This window comes from Sphingomonas mali NBRC 15500, assembly GCF_001598415.1.
Taxonomy (GTDB): Bacteria; Pseudomonadota; Alphaproteobacteria; order Sphingomonadales; family Sphingomonadaceae; genus Sphingomonas; species Sphingomonas mali.
Genome location: NZ_BCYX01000029.1, coordinates 1 through 19,170, shown reverse-complemented (window position 1 = coordinate 19,170; position 19,170 = coordinate 1). Strand labels below are relative to the sequence as shown.

Below are 19,170 nucleotides of genomic sequence, written 5' to 3'. Positions count from 1 at the left end.
CCGGAAAAGTGACTCTCACACGCCCTCGCGCGCCGACGTCGCCGCCAGATAGACTTTGGCCATGAAGCTCGACTGGACGACATAATAAGCCGTCGTCACCAGCCCGCCGAGGATCGCGACAACGATCGATCCGATCGCGAACGGCCCGGCGGTGGGATCGAGGAAGCGGAATAAGGCGCCGAATACCGAGGTCACCGCGATCGACGCGACGCCGACGACCAGCCCGAACAGCAGCACGACGCCGAGCAGCTTCCAGGCGATTCCCCGGCTGAGCGCGAACGAGCGGCGCAAGGCGGCGATCACGCCGCCTTCGGCAGCGACCACCGCGACGAGCAACGTGCTGAACCTGACCGACACGAACACGGCGAAGATCAGCCAGGCTAGGCCGTAGAGACCGATGAACCCGGCCATGGCCGGCGAGATGTCGGGCTTCGGTTCGGCGGACGCACTGGTCAGGGCGGTCAGATCGACCCCGCTCGCGACCAGCGCGAGGATAATCGGCAGGAACAGCACGACGATCACGCCGAACAGGATCAGCATGGCCAGCAGATATGGGAGGAAACGGCGTGTCGCGGTCGATTGCGCCGCGCCTCGTCCGCCATCCGGCCGGAGCGCCAGCACGGCAATGGCGAGCTGGCCCCACAGCATCGGAATCAGCAAGGCGAGCATGATCCCCTGGCCGAGCGCCGGCGCGACCGCGGTGCCGGCGAGCTTGATCGCCCCCGATATCGATTGCGGCACGAAGATCGTCAGCAACGCGATCGGCACCACCGCGCCCAGATTATCGCTGAGGAATTCGGTGGTACGATCCCAGACGTTTCCCATATTGACCATATGCGGCCCCCGATTCCCCACATGCCGATCCAGTCGTCGGCCCGAGGACGCCTGACTAGGGCGTGTGCTCACGACTGGCAACGCCCTCACCCAAGCATCTTACGGCGGCCCGCGACTTGCGCCACGTCCCCGCGCGGGAGTAGCCCCGCGCGATGATCCCCGCCGATATCGAATTGCGCGTCTCGACCGAGCAAGTGCCCTATGCCGACAGCCTGGCGGCGATGGAGGCTCGCGCCGCAGCGGTCGCCGCCGGCGATGCGCGCGAACTCATCTGGCTGCTCGAACATCCGCCGATCTATACCGGAGGCACCAGCGCCGATCCGACCGAGTTGATCGATCCGCGCTTTCCGGTCGTCCAGACGGGGCGCGGCGGGCGCTACACCTATCATGGCCCTGGCCAGCGCGTCGGCTATCTGGTGCTCGACCTCAACCGCCGCGGGCGCGACGTGCGGTGCTTCATCCATGAGCTCGAACATTGGCTGATCGCGACGCTGGGCGACTTCGGGATAGAGGCGCGGACCGAATCGGGGCGCGTCGGCATCTGGACCGGGCATGGCGCCGAGGAGGCGAAAATCGGCGCGATCGGGGTGCGCGTGAAACGGTGGGTGACCCTGCATGGCTTCGCGATCAACCTCGACCCCGATCTCGCACATTTTGGCGGAATCGTGCCGTGCGGCCTGGCCGACTATGCCGTGACCAGCGCGGCAACCCTAGGAAAACCCGTTGTTTTTGAGGAATTTGACGCGGCATTGGCGGCTCACCTGCCCGACTTTCTCGATGCGCTTTCCGCGCACGAAAAGCGGCTTGAGCAACTTCGGATTAGTGTCTAATGTCCCCCTTGATTTGGGTGATAAGGCCGGAAAAGCCGACCAAATCCACTATCTAGGGAGCTTCCAAATGCGTTCTTTCAACTCGAAGGCCGTGATCGGCACCATGATCGCGGGCGCCGCCCTGGCGGTTTCGGCCTGCACCAAGACCGAAACCACCACCAATGTCACCGACATGAACGTCACTGACGAAACCGCCACCGACAACATGACTGCGGTCGACGGCGGCGCCATGAACGGTACCGACATGATGTCGAACGACACCACGACCACCACGACCAACACGACGATGTAATTCGTCTGGTCGTCCGCCTTCGGGCGGATGGTTAGGTTTCGAGGGGCCGTCCGTTCGTCGGGCGGCCCCTTTCGATTCGTGGTGCAGATTCAGCGAACTTAAACACACCGAAACCTCTTGGGCGCGCAGGAAAATCACCGTAGGAAAGTGCCTGCGCAGGGGGCGCGAGAAGGGATGAGGATGAAAATCGTGCGTATCATGGCAGGCGTGTCGCTTGCCGCCGGCCTGTTCGCCGGATCACCGGCATCGGCGCAGTTTTTCCTGAAATCCTATGATTTCAGTGGCGCGACAGTGACCGGTGCCGAGCCGGAAATGGGCATGCCGCTGCCGGGCGCGACGCCGGCCGAATTGCGCGCCGGGCTGGTGTGGAACATGCGCGCCGCGCTCAACGTCGCGGCGCTGCAATGCGATTTCGCGCCGATGCTGCTCACGGTCGACAATTACAACGCGATGCTGCGCGACCATTCGGCCGAGCTCAAAAGCTCGCTCGACACGATCAATGCCTATTTCGTCCGCACCGCCAAGACCAAGGCGGCGGGCCAGACCGCGTTCGACCGATTCGGTACGCGCACCTATTCGGCCTTCGCCACCGTCGCCGCGCAATATGGCTTCTGCCAGACCGCCAGCAAGATCGGCCGGGAAGTGATCTTCGCGCCGCGCGGCCAGTTGGGCGATGTCGCCACCAGGTACATGCGCGAATTGCGCAACAGCCTGATCCCCTATGGCGAGCAGCAATTCCCGCGCGCCTTCTACGCCCGGACCTATCTGTTCCTGCCGGATTTCCAGCCTGATTGCTGGCGCAAGCAACGCTATAGCGCGACCTATTGCGGCAGCAGCGCCAAGAAAAAGAAGCGCTGAGCTAAAGCCCTACAGCTGTCGCGTCGCTTTTTGCGGAAAACCGGTATCCACTTTTCCGCGCGACGCTCTAGCGCAGGCCAAGCCGCTTGTGCGCCTGAAGCGTCAGGCGCCAGCGCGGCCGGGCCATGACCAACGCGATCGCCTCGGCCTCGCTCGCCGCATTGCCTTCGGCCGAGCCGGTATCGAGCGGCTGCGCGAGCAGATGGGCGAAATCCCAGGTCTCGAGCACGTCGACATCGGTACCGGGTTGCGGCCAGACCAGTTTCAGCTCGTCGCCCGATCGCTGGACCACCTCGCTCCCCGCCTTGGGGCTGATGCAGACCCAGTCGATTCCGGGATGCACGGCGAGCGTGCCGTTGCTTTCGATAGCGATGGTGAACCCTGCCGCGTGCAGCGCGTCGACCAAAGCGTCGTCGACCTGGAGCATCGGCTCGCCACCGGTAAGCACGCAGAACCGCTCCTCGCGCCCTTCCCCCCAGAAACCCGCCGCTGCCTCGGCCAGCGCGGCGGCGTCGGCGAACCGCCCGCCGCCCTCGCCGTCGGTGCCGACGAAATCGGTGTCGCAGAACCGGCAGATCGCGGTCGCGCGATCCTGTTCGCGGCCCGACCATAGATTGCACCCGGCAAAGCGGACGAACACGGCACGCCGGCCGGCATTCACCCCCTCTCCCTGGAGCGTGAGGAACATCTCCTTGACCGCGTAGCTCATCGTCAGCCGGCGTAACGCGTCGGGTCGGGAATACCGGCTTCCTCGAAGCCCTTGGCGCGGAGGCGGCAGCTGTCGCACAACCCGCAATGCACCCCGCCCGGCGCCGGATCGTAGCACGACCAGCTCATCCCCAGATCGAGCCCCAGCCGCGTGCCTTCGCGTACGATATCCGCTTTGGTCATGTGCTGGAGCGGTGCATGGATGCGGAAACGGTCGCCCTCCACGCCCGCTTTAGTCGCGAGCGCCGCCATATCCTCGAACGCGGCGACGAATTCAGGGCGGCAATCGGGATAGCCGGAATAATCGAGCGCATTGACCCCGATCACCAGGTCGCGCGCGCCCGCCGCCTCCGCCCAACCCAATGACAGGCTGAGAAAGATCGTGTTGCGCGCGGGCACGTAGGTGACCGGGATGTCGCTGCCGACGCCGCTCTTGGGAACATCGATCTCCGCGGTCAGCGCCGAGCCGCCGAACGCACGCAGGTCGAGCGGCAGCACGACATGGCGTTCGGCACCCAGCACGCCGGCGATTCGTCGCGCCGCGGCAAGCTCGATCTGATGGCGCTGGTTATAATCGATCGAAAGCGCGAGCAGGCGATAGCCCGCAGCCTTCATCGAGGCCGCGGCAACCATCGAATCGAGGCCGCCCGAGATCAGCGCGACCGCCAAAGGCGATGTAGTTTCCATGATCGGGCGGGAGCTAGGGGGTTAAGCCCTCTCTCGCAAGCCGCGATGCTTCCGGCTCTCTCCACTCTAAGCCCTCCCCCGCGTGCGGGTGCACCGGGTCGGTCATGCCCCCGGCATGACCTGAACAGCGCGACAAAAGAAGAGGGCCGCCTCGCGGCGGCCCAGTCTGGACGCTTCCACGCGTCTTTCAGGGAGGAAAGCGTGCCCGAAGAGCACATCTCCTCCATAATCCAACGACCCTAAACGCGACCTTAACGGACAGGAGGTGACGTGCACACGCCCGTCCGGCGGCCTTCATAGACAATGTCGAACGGCTGCCCCAGCGGATCGATCCCTTGCGTATCGAGGCGAATCAAATTGGGATTTTCGAGCGTGATCGTCGTGCGTCCATAACCGCGGCCCTGGCAGGTATAATGTATCGTGGCGTGGTCGGGCGCATCGTCGATGGTGAAACGCGCGCATTGAACGCCGGGATGGAACAATTGGACCATCTGCAAGGGATTGTGCACGCACATCTGTCGCGGCGCGTCGGCGCTGCCGATCTCGTGCAATTGCCATTGACCCATGCCTAGCCGGTCGAGCGCAGCCGGTCCCGCCGCCACCGCTACGCCGGCGCCCAGCCCGGCCATGGCCGCAAACGCAGCCAAGATCATCGTGCCCTTCCCCATACACACTCCTATGCCGTCGAAATGTGGCAATGGGCGGGCGATGTTACAATCACTAGACTCGGTTTCAGCGAAGCTGAAAACGACGCTAGGGCGCGGCTAACTCCGCCGATACCGGAAACGACTTCGCGCAGAACGCGCAATCGACGTTGATCATGCCATGCTCGTCGGCCATCTCGCGCCGATCCTCGGGCGTAAATTTGGCGAGCACGCCGGCAATATACACCGCGTCGCAGCGGCATCCCTTGCGGAAGTCCGACCGCGCCAGCACGCGCACTTCCTCTTCTTCGTTGAACAGGCGCCAGATCAAGGTTTCCAATGGGATCGCGGCATCGGTGAGTTCGTCCGCCCCCATCGTCCGCCCGAGGATCGCGACATGTTCCCACTCGGGATGGTCGTGCCGCACATGCAGCCGCTCACGTCCGATCTCGCCTTCCGGCAGATGTTGCAGCAACAGCCCGCCGGCGACGTGATGGCCGGCGCGGTCGCGCGCCACCCCGAAATTGATCAGCGTCGGGATTTGCTCCGACTGCGCAAAATAGCTCTCCGCGGCCTCGGCTAGCGTTTCGCCGTCGAGCGGGACGATGCCCTGATAGCGTTCGCCGGTTCCCGCCAGATCGAAGGTGATCGCCAGATATCCTTCGCCGAACAAGGCGAACAGCGTTGGCTCTTCAGGCGCCTCGGCCAGGCGATCGCCATCGAACTGGACGTAACCGCGCAAGTCGCCGCCGCGATAGTCACACACCAGCAATTTCACCACGCCAGCCTGGGTCTGCGCCTGGATGGTGAGCTGCCCCAATGGATCCTTGAGCGTCGAGCCGATCAACGCGGTCAAGGTCAGCGCCTCGGCGAGCAACCGTTCGATCGCTGGCGGATAGGCATGCGCCGCCAGAATTTCGTCGAGCACCGGCCCCAGCCGCACCAGCCGGCCGCGCGCGTGGCGAGCGGGAATGGTGAAGCCGATCGTCTGGTCGAGCTCGGTAACGTCTGCGGTCATAACAATCCTTCGTCACCCCAGCGAAAGCAGGAGTCTCTGGCGGTCAGCGCTGCGCCAAATTGCATGAGATGCCGGCGTGCGCCGGCATGACGGATGTGGGAAGCGCGCTGCCCGCGGTCAACCGATCTGCCCGAAGCACCAGCGCAGGATCGATTTCTGGGCGTGCAGCCGGTTCTCCGCTTCGGGCCAGATCAACGATTGCGGCCCGTCGAGCACCTCGGCGGTCACTTCCTCGCCGCGATGCGCGGGCAGGCAATGGAGGAATTTGGCGCCCGGCTTCGCGCCCGCCATCAACTCGCCGGTCACCTGGAACGGCATCATCGCCGCGAGCTTGGTGTCGGCGTGCTCCTGTCCCATCGAGATCCAGGTATCGGTGACGACGATGTCCGCGCCCTCGACCGCTTCGCGGGCGGTACCCACGACTTTCGCCCGACCGTTCGCCAGCGCGACTTCCTCTTCGGACGGCTGGAAACCTTGGGGACAGGCGGCTACCACATCGAACTGCATCAGCCCGGCCGCTTCCATCATCGACGTCAGCACGTTGTTGCCGTCGCCCAGCCATGCGACCTTGAGGCCCGGCAGCGCATAGCCCGCCTCGATCACCGTCTGCAGGTCGGCGACGATCTGGCACGGATGCGAATAGTCGGTCAGACCGTTGATCACCGGCACGGTGGCATAGGCCGCGAGTTCCTCGACCTTGGCGTGGTCGTCGGTGCGGATCATGATCGCGTCGACATAGCCCGACAGAATGCGCGCCGTGTCGGCGACGGTCTCGCCGCGGCCAAGCTGCATCTGGCCGGCATCCGTCACGATGCTGGTGCCGCCCAATTGGCGGATCGCCATGTCGAAGCTGAAGCGGGTCCGAGTCGAGTTCTTCTCGAACACCATCGCAAGCACATGCCCGGCGAGCGGCGCGTCGGTATCCACCTTGCCCTTGGGCCAGCCGGCGCGCGCGGCCTTACGGTCGAGCGCGTCGGCCAGCATCGCGGCCACGCCGTCGGGTCCGGCATCGGACAGGTTGAGGAAGTGGCGGATCACGATCCCTCTCCCTTTGGGCGCATCAGGTCGGTCATGCCCCCGGCATGACCTAAACAGCGCGGGGCGCTGTTTACCCGATGCGGGACGGAGCCGCGAAGCGGCGGAAGGGTGAGGGCAGAGAAGATGAGGCTGCCCTCACCCTTCCCGCTCGGCTTCGCCGAGCGGGCCCCTTCCCTCTCCCAAGGGGAGAGGGAAATTATCACGCTGCCACGGCGGCGGCGGCATAGGTCCGCGCGCCTTCGCTCAGCCGCTCGATGCATTCGGCGATGTGGTTTTCCTCGATCACCAACGGCGGCAGCACGCGGAACACGTTCTCGCCCGCGGCGACCGTCAGCAGGCCGTGATTGTCGCGCAGATGCGCGACGAAATCGCGGCTGACCGCCGGCTCCTTCATCTTGATGCCGAGCATCAGCCCCTTGCCGCGGATTTCCTCGAACAGATCGTCATGGTTCGGAATGAGCTGCTCGAACGCCGCGCGCAGCCGGTCGCCCATCGCGGTGACGTGTTCGAGAAAGCCCGGCTCGAGCATCACGTCGAGCACCGCCTCGCCCGCCGCCATTGCCAGCGGGTTGCCACCATAAGTCGAGCCGTGGGTACCGATCACCATCCCCTTGGCCGCTTCCTCGGTAGCGAGACAGGCGCCGAGCGGGAAGCCGCCGCCGATGCCCTTGGCCACGGTCATGATGTCGGGGGTGATGCCGTAATGCTCATACGCCCACATCTTGCCGGTACGGCCATAGCCGCACTGAATTTCGTCGAGGATCAGCAGCAGACCGTGCTCGTCGCACGCCTTGCGCAAGCCCTGGATGAATTCGGGCGTGCCGGCGGTCATCCCGCCCTCGCCCTGCACCGTCTCAACCAGGAAGCCCGCGGTCTCGTCGTCGATCAGCGCGAGCGCGCCTTCCAGGTCGTTGAACTTCGCATAATCGAAGCCCGGCAGCAGCGGCTCGAAGCCGTCGCGCATCTTGGGCTGGTCGGTGGCGCTGATCGCGCCGAGCGAGCGGCCGTGGAACGCATTCTTGAAGGTGATCAGCTTGTAGCGGTCGGGATTGCCGTTGACGTCGTGATAACGGCGCGCGGTCTTGATCGCGCATTCGATCGCCTCGACTCCAGAATTGGTGAAGAACACCGTGTCGGCGAAGCTGATGTCGACGATACGCTGCGCCAGGTGCTCGCCTTGCGGGCTGCCGTACAGGTTCGATACATGCATCAGGGTCGCCGCCTGGTCGGCGATCGCCTTGGTCAGCTTGGGATGGCCGTGGCCGAGAGCGTTGACCGCGATGCCGGCCGCGAAATCGAGATAGCGCTCACCACGCTCGCCGATCAGATAGCAGCCCTCGCCTCGGACCGGACGCACCCCGCACCGCGGATAGACGGGCATGAGCGGAGTGATGGTCACGGCGATGGCCTCCTTCAATTGCAAAAAAGCAAAAAGGGCGGCCCATCCGGACCGCCCGGAGCGGGCATTTACTTGGTCCAGCCATGGAGCGTCAACACCGCCGGACCGAATCGGCCATGACATAGGTTGAGCGAGTCATGCCCAAGGCGCATGACGACCGGATCGCCTTGCCCGGCGATCCGGCGGAAGATGACTACCCATGCCGGCGCAAGCCGCTGCGGCGTGCTTGGACAAGGCGGGCGGCGACTAGGCCGCCACCCACCTTCGATCAGTTGTTACGGGGGCGGTAAATGCCGTCGTCGGACGGCGGCATATTGTCACCGTCCTGCCCATTGGGATCGTCATAGCTCTGGTCGTCGGCAGGTGGCGTCGTCGCGCTGTACGAATCGCTGACCGGTGGCGTCGATCGATCGGCGTCCTCGTTCCGCGACGGTGCGCGATAGGAATCGTCATTCTCCGGCGCGGCACGGCGGGGATCGTAGGACGGCGATATATTGTAGGAGTCGTCCGTACGAGGCGTGCTGCGATACGAATCGTCCGGTGCGGACGAATAAAGCTGGTCGTCGTCATCGTCGCCGGGCGCGCGGCGGGCGCTGTCATAGCCGCCCTGGGGCGTCGATCCATAAGTGGGGGGATAGTCGGTCGAGCGGCCACGATAAGCGTAATCATTGCCCGAGTCGCCGCGCGCCTCGCGCAGATCGCGTAGCAGCGCGAAGGTCCGGCGAGTGAGATCGCGGCGCACATCGCCATCGTCGTCGCGCTGGGCGCGGCGGTCCAGCCGCACCAGGTCGTCGGCCTGCTGGCGCAGGTTGCTTGCCTGATCGTCTGAAATCTCGCCGCGGCGCTCGGCGGTATCGATCATCGAGCGGATTTGGTACGGCGTCGGCACCGCGGTGCGAGCATAGCCGTTGCCGTAACTGCCCGAATAATCGCGGTTATAGGATTGCGCCGTCGCGGGCACCGCGCTCAAGGCGGCGAGGCTCGCCGCCGATATCAACAGAATGCGCATGTTACCGGAACTCCACTGGGTGGGATCATAACGCGCGATAGAGGTGCGATGTTGCGTGCAGGCTGAACGCCGCCGTCACCCGCCGTTCAGTCGACTGCGTCGCCAAGCCGTCGGCCGGTCGTCAGCTCTTGATCTTCCAGCCCTTGTTGAGCAGCCAGTAGCAGGTCAAGGCCAAGACGACGTCCAGGCCGAACACGACCACGCTGCCGATGAGCACCGGCGAGTCGGCGGTGCCCAGGAACCCGTAGCGGAAGCCCGAGATGATGTAGAAGAACGGGTTGCCGTGGCTGAAGGCGCGGAATGCGGGCGCCAGGCGGTCGACCGAATAGAAGGTACCCGACAACAGTCCCAATGGCACGATGACGAAGTTGGTCACCGCCGCGGCATGGTCGAACTTGTCCGCCCAGATCGAGGTCAGCACGCCGAGCAGCGACAGGAACGCCGCGCCGAGGAAACCGAACCAGATCACCGCCCACAAATGCTGCGGCCAGACCCCGATGCCGTAGAGCGCCATCGCCGCCCAGACGATGAAGCCGACGATAAAGGCACGCGTCATCGCCCCACCGACCAAAGCCGCAAGCAACTCCATCGTCGACAAGGGCGGCATCAGATAATCGACGATCGTGCCCTGGATCTTGCCGACCAGCAGCGAGAAACTGGCATTGGCGAAGGCCGGACCCATCATTCCCTGGCTGATGATCAGCCCCGGCGCGATGAAATCGCCGAACGGAATGTCGACGCCGCCGACCTGAACCGGACGTTTGGCGCCCGTCGCGACTGTAAAAACGACCAGAAATAGCAAGGTCGTGGCGGCCGGCGCCCAGATCGTCTGCAGGTGCACCTTGAAGAAACGGCGCACCTCCTTCACATAGAGGGTTCTCAGGCCACCCCAGTTCACGCTCCGGATCACCGGAACGCCGGGGGGTGCCATAACAGTGATTTTCTCACCGGAAGTGGTGGGCGCGTCCATCGGCCACGCAGGTAGGCGCTGACGCGATGCCCCGCAACCGTCTGGTGACGTTTTGGAAGGAATGTGAATGAGCTGGACCGACGACCGCATCGATACGCTGAGGACGATGTGGGAAAAGGGCATGACGGCGAGCCAGATCGCCGAGGCGCTGGGCGATGTCAGCCGCAACGCGGTGATCGGCAAGGCGCATCGCCTGGGCCTGCAATCGCGCCCGTCGCCCGTGAAGCCCAATGACGACAGCGCGTCGCCCACCCCTGCCCCGGCGCCGGTCAAGAAGGCCGCGCCGCCGGTTGCCGAGGCACCACGCCCCGCGCCAGCCCCTGCTCCGGTCCCGGCGGCACCGCCCGCCGCGGCAGCGATACCCGCTACGCCTGCCACCCCCGCTCCCGACGCCCCGCCCCAGCCGATCCTGCGCTCGGTCGGTCCCGGCGGCTTCGTGCGCCAAGCGCCAGGCGAGCAGCAGCCGCCGATCGCGCCAGCACCGCCGCGCCGGCTGGTTCCCGCCAAGCCGTCGCCCGAGATTGCCGGCAAGACCAGCCTGCTCGATCTCAACGACAAGATCTGCAAATGGCCGCTGGGCCATCCCGGCGAGCCCGATTTCCATTTCTGCGGCGACAAGGTGAACCCGGGATTCCCCTATTGCGTCGCGCATTGCGGCCACGCCTATCAGGCGCAGCTGCCGCGCCGCGACCGTCGCCCGCCGCCGCCGCTGCCGTTCGGCGGTCCGCGCGTCCGCTGACCCGGGATCATCGATGACCGCATATCGCGCGTCCGAAGAGCATTCGGGCGCGCGATTTGCTGTGGATAGGCGACGCCGTCGCGCGCGCAGCCCTTGCAGCGGATTCCGCCCCTCCTATACGTGACATATGTCCGACGATTTGTTCGCTTCTTCCGGTAAGCCCGGCAACGAGTATGACGCCTCCTCGATCGAAGTGCTCGAGGGGCTGGAGCCGGTGCGCCGCCGGCCCGGCATGTATGTCGGCGGGACCGACGAGCGCGCGATGCACCACCTCGCGGCCGAAGTGCTCGACAATTCGATGGATGAGGCGGTCGCCGGGCACGCGACGCGGATCGAGGTCACGCTGGATATCGGTAACCGGCTGACGATCGTCGACAATGGCCGCGGCATGCCGGTCGACCCGCATCCCAAATTCCCCGACAAGTCGGCGCTCGAAGTGATCCTCTCGATGCTGCATGCCGGCGGCAAGTTCGACGGCAAGGCTTACGCAACCTCGGGCGGTCTGCACGGCGTCGGCATCAGCGTGGTCAACGCGCTGAGCGAGGACACGGTGATCGAGGTCGCGCGCAACCGCGAATTGTTCCGCCAGCGCTTTTCCAAGGGACTGACGCTCGGTCCGATCGAGAAACTGGGACCGACCCCCAATCGCCGTGGCACCTCGGTCGCGTTCACGCCCGACCCCGAGATTTTCGGGCCCGAGCTGCACTTCAAGCCGGCGCGGCTGTACAAATTGGCGCGCTCCAAGGCGTATCTGTTCGCGGGCGTCGAGATTCGCTGGAAATGCGCGCCCGAACTCATCACCGACGACACCCCAGCCGAAGCGGTATTCCAGTTCCCCGGCGGCTTGGCCGATCATCTGAAGGAGCAAATTGGCGACCGCGAATGCGCCACCGCCAATTTCTTCTCGGGCAGCCAGGATTTCCCCGGCGAAAGCCAGGGCCGCGTCGAATGGGCAGTGGCCTGGCCGCTCTGGTCCGACGGCAGCTATAGCTGGTATTGCAACACCATCCCGACCCCCGACGGCGGCACGCACGAAGCCGGCCTGCGCGCCGCACTCGTCCGCGGCATCCGCGCGTTCGGCGAATTGGTCGGGCAGAAGCGCGCCAAGGACATCACCGCCGACGACGTGATGGTCGGCTGCGAGCTGATGCTGTCGGTGTTCATCCGCGAGCCGCAATTCCAGAGCCAGACCAAGGATCGGCTGACCAGCCCCGAGGCGGCAACTATGGTCGAGCGCGCGGTGCGCGACCATTTCGACCATTTTCTGTCGGACAATATGGACCGCGGCAAGGCGCTGCTCGGCTATGTCGTCGAGCGGATGGACGAGCGCCTCCGCCGCAAGCAGGAGCGCGAGGTCAAACGCAAGTCGGCGACCTCGGGGCGCAAGTTGCGCCTGCCTGGCAAACTGACCGATTGCTCGGCCGACGATCCCGCCGGCACCGAGATTTTCATCGTCGAAGGCGATTCGGCCGGCGGCTCGGCCAAGCAGGCACGCGACCGCAAGACCCAGGCGATCCTGCCGATCCGCGGCAAGATCCTCAACGTCGCGAGCGCAACGAGCGCCAAGATCTTCGCCAACCAGGAAATCGCTGACCTGACCTTGGCGCTAGGCTGCGGCACGCGCAAGGACTGCGAACCCGACAATCTGCGCTACGAACGCGTGATCATCATGACCGACGCCGATGTCGACGGCGCGCATATCGCGACCCTGTTGATGACCTTCTTCTTCCAGGAAATGCCGGACATCGTCCGCCGCGGGCACCTCTATCTTGCCCAGCCGCCACTCTATCGCCTGACCGCCGGCACCAAGAGCCTGTACGCGCGCGACGATGCGCATCGCGCCGAGCTCGAGGCCAAGGAGTTCAAAGGCAAGAAGGTCGAGGTCAGCCGATTCAAGGGTCTGGGCGAGATGAACCCCAACCAGCTCAAGGAAACGACGATGAATCCCGGCTCGCGCGGGCTGATCCGCATCACCTTGCCGCAGGAATATGAAGAACGCGCCGGCGTGAAGGATCTGGTCGACCGGCTAATGGGCACCAACCCGGCGCACCGCTTCGCCTTCATCCAGGAAAATGCCGCCAGATTGGATGAAGAAGCGATCGACGCGTGATCGCGCGACGCTTCCGCGATTCGAAGCAGAATGGTACGAACGGCTGTCGCGTCTGGAAGGATTCACGTCATGTCGCGTAGCTTGACCCTGTTCGCTTTATTGCTCGCCTCTGCTCCGGCGACCGTCGCCGCGCAGGATAACGCGGCCGATGCTTCCAAGGCCGACATCGTCATTACCGGCGAGCGCCTTCCTGACCTGCAGAAAGCGCTGAAGGCCTGTATCGACCGCAAATGTCCGCCCGATCAGGACATCAATGCCACGCTGAAGGTCGCCGAGCACCAGTTCGTTGACGGCAAATATGAGGATGCTCGCTCCACCCTGCTCAAGTCGATCGGTCGCAATAAGCGCTTTGCGCACGACTATCCCGAGCCGGTGGCCGACCTCTTGCGCGCCAATTACCGCATCGCGGCGCATCTCGGCGACGGAGAGGCGTTCCGGGTCGGCACGTTCGATATGGTAAGCGCGCTCAAGGCTGGCCTGCCAGAGAAAGACCCGCGCGTGCTGGGCGGGGAAATCGAAGTCGGCGACATGTATGCGCGGTTCAACCGCATAGATGAGGCGGTCGACAAATATTCGAGCGTCGAGCGCCAGGCGGTTAAGCTCGGTCTGTACAACATCCAGGGCATGGCACGCCTGCGCATCGTCGGCCTGTACAGCCAGCTCGCGCTGGCGCTACCGTTCGAATATAAGGGCGAAGCCCACAAAGCCGCGGACTGGCTGATCAACAATGCCGACCCGCATATGAAGCCCTTCAGCCAGGCGGCTCGCGTACTGATGGCGCGGCTGGATGCCAAGACCGGCGACCCCAGTGCGATCGACAAGCTGATCGCCGATTACCGTGCCACCGACCAGGGTAGTGCACCGGTGTTGCTTTATGCCCCACCGCTCAAATCGGTCGATGACACCGACCGTGGCGCAAATTCGGGAGAGACGCTGACCAAATTGTCGCGGACCAGTTATGACGGCGAATGGGTCGATATCGGCTTTTGGGTAACCCCTGACGGCCGGGTCAGCGATGCCGGCGTGCTGCGCTCGGGCAAGTCGGTTGATGAACCCTATTGGGTGAAGCCGATCCTGACGGGAATAACCGCGCGACGCTATGCCCCGCTCAAGATGGATCCGTCGCAGCCTGGGGTGATGCGCGTCGAACGCTATACGCTGACAGCGCGGCTCACCACCAATACCGGATCGCGGTTGCTGGTCAGGGAGCCCAGGCCACAGATCGAGATGCTCGATCTGTCGGTCGATCCGCCGTCCGGTCCGAAGGCCAGCTGAATTCGGCGATGCGCGTGTGGATGATCCGCGCGCTCGTCGTGGTCGCCTGCCTAATGCCGGCGCCATTGGCTGCAGCGCAGACCCCTATCGCCGAGGCGGTACGCGCTGATCCCGCGCTCGATGCGCGTTCGCGCCAGTTGATCGGCGTGATCGCCGGCAGCGGTGACTTCGATGGCTATTTTGCTCCGAGCTTCCATGCCGCGTTGCCCAAGGAAAAATGGGAAACGGTCGTTGCGTCGATGACCGCCCAGATGGGCAAGCCGCTGGCGATCGACAGGCTGACCGCCGTCACGCCATTCTCGGCCAATCTGCGGGTCCGGTTCGAACGCGGTATCGTCAATGCGCAGATCGCGATCGATCCGGCGGCGCCGCATCAGGTCGTCGGCCTGCTCTTCACCGGCCCCGAGATGACGGGGGATACGCTCGACAAGCTCGCCGCCGATATCCGGGCGCTTCCCGGAACGACCGGCCTTGGCATCTACGCGCTCGGTGAAGGAGCGCCGCGCCTGGTGACCGGGATCGCGCCCGACAAGGCGATGCCGCTTGGCTCGGCGTTCAAGCTCTGGGTACTCGGCGAGCTGGCGCGCGAGGTGGGTGCGGGCGACCGCAAGTGGAGCGACGTGGTGCCGGTCGGTCCCGCGTCGCTGCCCTCGGGCATTACGCAGAACTGGCCGGCGGGCAGCCCGGTGACGATCCAGACGCTCGCCACTCTGATGATCTCGATCAGCGATAACACCGCAACCGACACATTGGTGTCGCTAGAGGGCGATCGGCTCGATGACTTCGTCACCAAGGCGGGCGTCGCCGGCCTCGCGCCGGTCCTGACCACGCGACAGATGTTCGCGCTGAAAAGCTCCGCCAATGCCGATCTCGCGGCACAATGGGTGACATCGCCGGCGCCTTCGGCGCGGCGCAAACTGCTCGATGGCAATGCTGAACGGCTGCGGACGACGCCGGTCGACCCGATGATGTTCGCTGGGAAGCCGAGCAAGATCGATACGCTCGAATGGTTCGCCAGTCCTGCCGAGACTGCCGGGATGTTCGACTGGCTCCGCAAGGAGGACGGGGAAACGCCCCTGGCGTTGCTGGCGATCAATCCCGGGATCGATCCCGCCACGCGCAGCAAGTTCGACTATGTCGGGTTCAAGGGCGGGTCAGAACCCGGCGTCGTCACGCTCAATTTCCTGGTCAGGCGCAAGGACGGGCGCTGGCTCGCGATTGCCGCCGGCTGGCATCGGAACGACGCCGGTGTCGAGGAGAACCGGCTCATCATGCTGATGACACGGGCATTGGTGCTATTGGCGGACGGACCCTTGCCGAACTGACGAGACGCGGATCGGAAAAGGAAAAAGTCCCTTCTCCCCTTGTGGGAGAAGGTTTGAGGCGCGGGTTGCTTCGCTCTACCCGCCGCGCATCCGGCGCGCGTGATAGGCCGCCCGAAGCGCGATCGCGGTCAACATCAGCAACATGCCCCAGGCCACGACGATCATCGGAATCAGCGCAGGGATCGCCGGCCAGGCCCAGGCGCGCAGCGCGGCGACCACCGCGCCGACCAAGGTGATCCCGATCCCGCCCCAGCGCACGCCGCTGGCGACACCCCGCAGTTCGCGGCGATAGGCGGCGAGTTCGCCCGGATCCTTCAAGTTCGGGGGCGGGCGGCTTTCCATTCGTCCTCCAGCAATCCCCAGATCAGGCTGTCGCGCACGCCGATATGCGTGTCCCATTCGGCACGCAGCCGCGCCTCCAGCGTGAATCCCAGGCGTTCGAGCACCGCAGTCGACGCCTTGTTGTCGGGGTCGGTATCGGCGAACACCCGGCGCTGGCCTTCGGCGAACAACAGGTCGATCATGGCCGCGACCGCCTCGGTGACGATGCCGCGCCCCCAATAGGCACGCTTCAACACATAGCCGATCTCGGTCACCTTGCCCTGGCGCTTCTCGTAGCAGGCGACGGTGCCGATCGCCGTGTCATCGCCTTTCAGCGTCACTGCCCAGGCGCGCCAGGTGTGGTCGGCGATGCCGCGTTCGAGCCGGGCGCGGCTTTCCTCCAGAGTCGTGGTAGCGGGGTGCGAGCCGTAGGTGTTGGCCTCGGCGTCCGAATACATCGGGTGAAGCGCCTCGGCGTCCTCGATCCTGAGCGGTCGGAGGATCAGCCGTTCGGTCGTCATGACCGGCAGCGTCACGCGCCCAACGCCTCCACCAGCGCCTTGACCTTCTTCTGCCGCCACTGCGGCAACGGGGCGACGAGCCAATAACCCAGTCGGTACGGCTTGGCCTCGCCCACCGCGACAATGCGCCCGGCGGCAATGTCCCGCCGCGCGAGCAGTTCGGGCACGGTCGCCCGCCCCAGTCCTTCGGCCGCGGCGTCGATCGCCAGCCCGGCATCGGCGACGCGCACCAGCGACACGGCATCGTCGTTGAGGCAGCCCGGCCAGGAAATCCGCGTATCGGCACCGCCGCCCGGCCGCTGCACCGTGATCATGCCTTCGGATTCGAGCGCCTCGCCCTCATGCTCGCCCGGCCCCTCGCCCCACCGGATCGCGAGGTCGAGATTGGCCTGGGTGAAATCCAGTTCCTCGTCGGCGGCGATCAGCATGAAGCGCATCTCGCCATCGGCGGCGCTGATCTCGGCCAGCCGCGGCATCAGCCAGCAATGCAGCACGTCACGCGGCGCGGCGATGGTCAGCGACTTGGACGACTGGCCGGCCTGCATCGCGCGGACCGCTTCCTCGAATTGCAGGAAACCCTGGCGCAGCGCGTCGAGCCCGGCCTCTCCTTCCGGCGTCAGTTCCAGGCCCTTGGTCGTGCGGCGGAACAGCACCACGCCCAGCGTATCCTCGAGCGCGCGGATCTGCTGCCCGACCGCGGCCGGCGTCACCGCGAGCTCGTCGGCGGCGCGGGTGAAGGAGAGATGGCGGGCCGCGGCGTCGAGCACGCGCAGGCCGTTGAGAGGAAGATGCGTGCGCTTCATGCGACCGTCATGCCCCCACCGCAGGCGCGAGCAGCGCGAAGCGGGGAATGTCGACATCGAACGGCGAGCCGTCCTCGGCGATCATGTGGTAGCTGCCCTGCATCGCCCCGGTCGGCGTCGCCAGCGGGCAGCCCGAAACGTAATCGAAGCTCGCGCCCGGGGCGATCACCGGCTGTTCGCCGACCACGCCTTCGCCTTCGACCGAATGGCGCGCGCCGCGCCCGTCGGTAATCACCCAATGCCGGGTCAGCAGCTGGATCGTCGCCGGCGACTCGTTTTCGATGCGCACGTGATAGGCCCAGAACCAGCGACCGCGATCGGGCTCGGACTGTTCGGGCAGGAAGCTGACCGAGACGCGCACGACCACCCCGCGCGTTTCCGCGACATTGGGGAACAGCGCCTTCATCGCGTCGCTCAAGCCTCGCTCCTCACAAGCTGACTGCCTTCAACGCCTGGTCGAGGTCGTCGATCACATCGTCAGGATCTTCCAGCCCGACGTTGAGCCGCAGCATCCCTTCGGTGACGCCCATTTCGAGGCGTTTTTCCTCGCTGACGCCGGCATGCGTCGTCGACGCCGGATGTGTCATCAGCGAACGAGAATCGCCGATATTGTTGGAGATATCAATGAGCGCGAGCGCATCGAGCAGGCCGTGTGCCTGCGTCCGCCCGCCGTCGACCTCGAACGCGAAGATCGGGCCGGCCGCATCCATCTGCCGCATCGCGAGATTGTGCTGCGGATGGCTCGGCAGGCCGGGGTGGAGGATGCGCGGCACGCGGCCCTCGAGGAATCGCCCGACCTTGAGCGCGTTCTCGCTTTGCCGGTGCGCGCGCAGATCGAGCGTCTCGAGTCCTTTCAGCACTACCCAGGCATTGAACGGCGACAAGGTCGGTCCGGTATTGCGCGTGAACGAGAGCAAGGTGTTCTCGATGAACTCCTCGCTGCCGCACACCGCGCCGGCCAGCACGCGGCCCTGTCCGTCCATCATCTTGGTCGCGGAATAAGCGACGACATCGGCGCCGAAATCGAGCGGCCGCTGCAGCACCGGCGTCGCGAAGGCGTTATCGACCACGGAGACGATGCCGCGTTCCCTGGCGATGCCGCACACCGCTTCCAGGTCGACCACATCCATCGTCGGGTTGGCCGGCGTTTCGAAGAAATAGACCTTGGTCTGGGGCCGGGTCGCGTCGATGAATTGCTGCGGATCGCGCGCATCGATCACCGTCGTCTGGATGCCGAACTTGGGCAGCAAGGTATCGACCAGCCAGCGGCACGAGCCGAAGGCCGCACGACCCGCGACGACGTGATCGCCGGTCTGCAATTGGCACAGCAGGGCCGCGGTCATCGCCGCCATGCCCGTCGCCATCGCGCGGCAGGCCTCTGCCCCTTCGAGCAGCGCGATCCGTTGCTCGAGCATCTGCACGGTCGGATTCTGCAGGCGCGAATAGGTCATGCCCTGCTGCTCGCCCGCGAACCGCGCCGCGGCATCGCCCGCGCAATCATAGGCATAACCCGACGTCAGGAAGAGCGCTTCGGACGTCTCCCCGAATTCCGATCGCACCGTCCCGCCGCGCACCGCCTGGGTGGCCGGGCGCCAGTTTTGCGTGATCGAGCGGTCTTGTCCGGTATGGCGTTTCATCGTTTCCGGGCTTTGCGGCGGACGGGGGGGAAAGGTCAAGTTCCGCCCGACTTAAATCCTCCCCATCGCAGATGGGGAGGGGGACCGCCGGCGAAGCCGGTGGTGGAGGGGAAATGCCGCGAGCAATCCCGCCGCTACGCGGCTGCGGCCCC

At 65.3% G+C, this 19,170-nt stretch carries 21 protein-coding genes; 7 read left to right on the top strand and 14 right to left on the bottom strand.

Annotated elements, in window-relative coordinates; all coding sequences use genetic code 11:
- Window positions 1-15: 15 nt before the first annotated feature.
- A complete protein-coding gene (locus SMA01S_RS17670) occupies window positions 16-834 on the bottom strand; it encodes a DUF7847 domain-containing protein (protein WP_066825426.1) in 819 nt (272 codons plus the stop codon).
- A 152-nt stretch (window positions 835-986) separates the two neighbouring features.
- Between SMA01S_RS17670 and lipB the strand changes: the two genes are divergently transcribed.
- The 3 genes from lipB (at window position 987) to SMA01S_RS17655 (ending at window position 2,814) form a co-directional block, all read left to right on the top strand.
- Complete coding sequence (gene lipB / locus SMA01S_RS17665; RefSeq protein WP_066825424.1) at window positions 987-1,664, top strand: lipoyl(octanoyl) transferase LipB; 678 nt, start codon at window positions 987-989, stop codon at window positions 1,662-1,664.
- Window positions 1,665-1,731: 67 nt separating this feature from the next.
- Window positions 1,732-1,956 carry a hypothetical protein gene (locus SMA01S_RS17660; RefSeq protein ID WP_066825421.1) on the top strand — a complete coding sequence of 75 codons (225 nt, stop codon included), beginning with the start codon at window positions 1,732-1,734 and terminating at the stop codon, window positions 1,954-1,956.
- A 180-nt stretch (window positions 1,957-2,136) separates the two neighbouring features.
- The gene (locus SMA01S_RS17655; protein ID WP_066825418.1) at window positions 2,137-2,814 is read left to right on the top strand and encodes a hypothetical protein; all 678 of its coding nucleotides are present in this window, start codon (window positions 2,137-2,139) and stop codon (window positions 2,812-2,814) included.
- Window positions 2,815-2,881: 67 nt separating this feature from the next.
- Here SMA01S_RS17655 and queE read toward each other — a convergent pair whose 3' ends face one another.
- The 8 genes from queE to SMA01S_RS17615 form a co-directional block, all read right to left on the bottom strand.
- Window positions 2,882-3,523: a 7-carboxy-7-deazaguanine synthase gene (gene queE, locus SMA01S_RS17650; protein WP_066825416.1), complete on the bottom strand. Its 642-nt coding sequence runs from the start codon at window positions 3,521-3,523 to the stop codon at window positions 2,882-2,884.
- Between the two features lie 2 nt (window positions 3,524-3,525).
- Window positions 3,526-4,209, bottom strand: a complete 684-nt coding sequence (gene queC / locus SMA01S_RS17645) for a 7-cyano-7-deazaguanine synthase QueC (protein ID WP_066825414.1) — start codon at window positions 4,207-4,209, stop codon at window positions 3,526-3,528.
- Between the two features lie 251 nt (window positions 4,210-4,460).
- Window positions 4,461-4,862, bottom strand: a complete 402-nt coding sequence (locus SMA01S_RS17640) for a hypothetical protein (RefSeq protein ID WP_157094017.1) — start codon at window positions 4,860-4,862, stop codon at window positions 4,461-4,463.
- A gap of 100 nt (window positions 4,863-4,962) precedes the next feature.
- Complete coding sequence (gene hslO, locus SMA01S_RS17635; RefSeq protein WP_066825409.1) at window positions 4,963-5,871, bottom strand: Hsp33 family molecular chaperone HslO; 909 nt, start codon at window positions 5,869-5,871, stop codon at window positions 4,963-4,965.
- A gap of 117 nt (window positions 5,872-5,988) precedes the next feature.
- Window positions 5,989-6,906 (bottom strand): ornithine carbamoyltransferase, encoded by a 918-nt coding sequence (gene argF, locus SMA01S_RS17630; protein ID WP_066825514.1) that lies wholly within the window; start codon window positions 6,904-6,906, stop codon window positions 5,989-5,991.
- A 202-nt stretch (window positions 6,907-7,108) separates the two neighbouring features.
- A complete protein-coding gene (locus tag SMA01S_RS17625) occupies window positions 7,109-8,308 on the bottom strand; it encodes an aspartate aminotransferase family protein (RefSeq protein WP_066825512.1) in 1,200 nt (399 codons plus the stop codon).
- A gap of 268 nt (window positions 8,309-8,576) precedes the next feature.
- Window positions 8,577-9,317 carry a hypothetical protein gene (locus SMA01S_RS17620; RefSeq protein WP_066825406.1) on the bottom strand — a complete coding sequence of 247 codons (741 nt, stop codon included), beginning with the start codon at window positions 9,315-9,317 and terminating at the stop codon, window positions 8,577-8,579.
- A 121-nt stretch (window positions 9,318-9,438) separates the two neighbouring features.
- Entirely contained in the window at window positions 9,439-10,248 is an 810-nt protein-coding gene (locus SMA01S_RS17615; protein ID WP_066825404.1) for an ABC transporter permease, read from the bottom strand.
- A gap of 106 nt (window positions 10,249-10,354) precedes the next feature.
- Here SMA01S_RS17615 and SMA01S_RS17610 point away from each other — a divergent pair, with 106 nt between their 5' ends.
- The 4 genes from SMA01S_RS17610 (at window position 10,355) to SMA01S_RS17595 (ending at window position 15,736) form a co-directional block, all read left to right on the top strand.
- On the top strand, window positions 10,355-11,026 hold the full coding sequence (locus SMA01S_RS17610) for a GcrA family cell cycle regulator (protein ID WP_066825402.1): 672 nt from the start codon (window positions 10,355-10,357) through the stop codon (window positions 11,024-11,026).
- A 127-nt stretch (window positions 11,027-11,153) separates the two neighbouring features.
- Window positions 11,154-13,136: a DNA topoisomerase IV subunit B gene (gene parE, locus SMA01S_RS17605; RefSeq protein WP_066825396.1), complete on the top strand. Its 1,983-nt coding sequence runs from the start codon at window positions 11,154-11,156 to the stop codon at window positions 13,134-13,136.
- Between the two features lie 69 nt (window positions 13,137-13,205).
- Window positions 13,206-14,411: a hypothetical protein gene (locus SMA01S_RS17600; protein ID WP_066825395.1), complete on the top strand. Its 1,206-nt coding sequence runs from the start codon at window positions 13,206-13,208 to the stop codon at window positions 14,409-14,411.
- A gap of 20 nt (window positions 14,412-14,431) precedes the next feature.
- On the top strand, window positions 14,432-15,736 hold the full coding sequence (locus SMA01S_RS17595) for a serine hydrolase (RefSeq protein WP_169804263.1): 1,305 nt from the start codon (window positions 14,432-14,434) through the stop codon (window positions 15,734-15,736).
- Between the two features lie 75 nt (window positions 15,737-15,811).
- Here the strand turns inward: SMA01S_RS17595 and SMA01S_RS17590 are convergent, their stop codons facing one another.
- Genes SMA01S_RS17590 through SMA01S_RS17570 form a run of 5 tightly spaced genes read right to left on the bottom strand, consistent with a single transcriptional unit; the run spans window position 15,812 to window position 19,018 of the window.
- The gene (locus tag SMA01S_RS17590; protein ID WP_157094016.1) at window positions 15,812-16,078 is read right to left on the bottom strand and encodes a hypothetical protein; all 267 of its coding nucleotides are present in this window, start codon (window positions 16,076-16,078) and stop codon (window positions 15,812-15,814) included.
- Window positions 16,051-16,593 carry a GNAT family N-acetyltransferase gene (locus SMA01S_RS17585; protein ID WP_369405675.1) on the bottom strand — a complete coding sequence of 181 codons (543 nt, stop codon included), beginning with the start codon at window positions 16,591-16,593 and terminating at the stop codon, window positions 16,051-16,053. Before SMA01S_RS17585 ends, SMA01S_RS17590 begins: the two co-directional genes overlap by 28 nt.
- The gene (locus tag SMA01S_RS17580; protein WP_066825382.1) at window positions 16,590-17,381 is read right to left on the bottom strand and encodes a LysR family transcriptional regulator; all 792 of its coding nucleotides are present in this window, start codon (window positions 17,379-17,381) and stop codon (window positions 16,590-16,592) included. The genes SMA01S_RS17585 and SMA01S_RS17580 overlap by 4 nt, the downstream gene beginning before the upstream one ends.
- Before the next feature lie 7 nt (window positions 17,382-17,388).
- Window positions 17,389-17,787 carry a Co2+/Mg2+ efflux facilitator ApaG/CorD gene (apaG, locus tag SMA01S_RS17575; protein ID WP_066825380.1) on the bottom strand — a complete coding sequence of 133 codons (399 nt, stop codon included), beginning with the start codon at window positions 17,785-17,787 and terminating at the stop codon, window positions 17,389-17,391.
- 22 nt (window positions 17,788-17,809) lie between these two features.
- Complete coding sequence (locus tag SMA01S_RS17570) at window positions 17,810-19,018, bottom strand: trans-sulfuration enzyme family protein (RefSeq protein WP_066825378.1); 1,209 nt, start codon at window positions 19,016-19,018, stop codon at window positions 17,810-17,812.
- Window positions 19,019-19,170: the final 152 nt, after the last annotated feature.

Coding starts and splice junctions, on each gene's coding strand:
- SMA01S_RS17660 (WP_066825421.1), top strand. CDS start 1,732: ATGCGTTCTTTCAACTCGAAGGCCGTGATCGGCACCATGATCGCGGGC.
- SMA01S_RS17590 (WP_157094016.1), bottom strand. CDS start 16,078: ATGGAAAGCCGCCCGCCCCCGAACTTGAAGGATCCGGGCGAACTCGCC.
- queC (WP_066825414.1), bottom strand. CDS start 4,209: ATGGAAACTACATCGCCTTTGGCGGTCGCGCTGATCTCGGGCGGCCTC.
- SMA01S_RS17640 (WP_157094017.1), bottom strand. CDS start 4,862: ATGATCTTGGCTGCGTTTGCGGCCATGGCCGGGCTGGGCGCCGGCGTA.
- SMA01S_RS17600 (WP_066825395.1), top strand. CDS start 13,206: ATGTCGCGTAGCTTGACCCTGTTCGCTTTATTGCTCGCCTCTGCTCCG.
- apaG (WP_066825380.1), bottom strand. CDS start 17,787: ATGAAGGCGCTGTTCCCCAATGTCGCGGAAACGCGCGGGGTGGTCGTG.
- SMA01S_RS17620 (WP_066825406.1), bottom strand. CDS start 9,317: ATGCGCATTCTGTTGATATCGGCGGCGAGCCTCGCCGCCTTGAGCGCG.
- queE (WP_066825416.1), bottom strand. CDS start 3,523: ATGAGCTACGCGGTCAAGGAGATGTTCCTCACGCTCCAGGGAGAGGGG.
- SMA01S_RS17655 (WP_066825418.1), top strand. CDS start 2,137: ATGAAAATCGTGCGTATCATGGCAGGCGTGTCGCTTGCCGCCGGCCTG.
- SMA01S_RS17610 (WP_066825402.1), top strand. CDS start 10,355: ATGAGCTGGACCGACGACCGCATCGATACGCTGAGGACGATGTGGGAA.
- SMA01S_RS17580 (WP_066825382.1), bottom strand. CDS start 17,381: ATGAAGCGCACGCATCTTCCTCTCAACGGCCTGCGCGTGCTCGACGCC.
- lipB (WP_066825424.1), top strand. CDS start 987: ATGATCCCCGCCGATATCGAATTGCGCGTCTCGACCGAGCAAGTGCCC.
- SMA01S_RS17595 (WP_169804263.1), top strand. CDS start 14,432: ATGATCCGCGCGCTCGTCGTGGTCGCCTGCCTAATGCCGGCGCCATTG.
- SMA01S_RS17570 (WP_066825378.1), bottom strand. CDS start 19,018: ATGAAACGCCATACCGGACAAGACCGCTCGATCACGCAAAACTGGCGC.
- hslO (WP_066825409.1), bottom strand. CDS start 5,871: ATGACCGCAGACGTTACCGAGCTCGACCAGACGATCGGCTTCACCATT.
- parE (WP_066825396.1), top strand. CDS start 11,154: ATGTCCGACGATTTGTTCGCTTCTTCCGGTAAGCCCGGCAACGAGTAT.
- SMA01S_RS17615 (WP_066825404.1), bottom strand. CDS start 10,248: ATGGCACCCCCCGGCGTTCCGGTGATCCGGAGCGTGAACTGGGGTGGC.
- SMA01S_RS17670 (WP_066825426.1), bottom strand. CDS start 834: ATGGTCAATATGGGAAACGTCTGGGATCGTACCACCGAATTCCTCAGC.